Genomic DNA, 580 nt, shown 5'->3' with positions numbered 1-580 from the left:
GATAAGGCAACAGGAAAAGTAGTTGAAGGCGGCATCAGTGCACAAAGTCATCAATCTCTTACTAACTTGAAGCACGTTTTAGAGGCTGGTGGTGGCAGTGTCGATACTGTTTTAAAAACAACGTGTTACCTATCGAATATTAATGACTTTGCCGAGTTTAACAAGGTCTACGCAGAGTTTTTCCAACAAGATTGTCCGGCACGCAGTTGCTTCGCAGTGAAAGATTTGCCTCTTGGCGTGTTAATTGAAGTCGAAGCGATTGCTCATAAAAAGTAATACGGAGAACAGAGCATGAACCAGCAATGGACACAATATATCCAAATCATTAAGCAAGTTGTGAAACCTGCATTAGGATGTACAGAACCCATTGCTGCTGCATACGCGGCAGCAGTTGCTAGAAAAGAGTTAGGCACATCCGATATTGATGCGATAGAGGTGCGTGTTTCAGACAACCTATTTAAAAACTCGATGGGTGTTTTCGTACCCGGAACGGGCAAGATAGGCCTCAAAATTGCCGCCTCAGTTGGTGCATTAGCCGGTGACCCAACAGCAGAACTGGAAGTGTTGGCTCGGATTAATA

General features: G+C 44.3%; 1 protein-coding gene and 1 pseudogene. Both read left to right on the top strand.

Features of this window, described 5'->3' with window-relative positions:
* Positions 1 to 276, top strand: a 276-nt coding sequence (locus tag R7190_RS29270) for a Rid family hydrolase (protein WP_318138126.1), incomplete at its 5' end; no start/stop codon positions are given.
* A gap of 15 nt (positions 277 to 291) precedes the next feature.
* Positions 292 to 580: pseudogene (locus R7190_RS29265) on the top strand (serine dehydratase subunit alpha family protein); the annotation flags it as partial.

It is taken from the genome of Vibrio sp. 1078-1 (assembly GCF_033340475.1).
The sequence above is the reverse complement of the archived record's forward strand: the minus strand, read 5'-3'. Positions and strand labels throughout refer to the sequence as shown.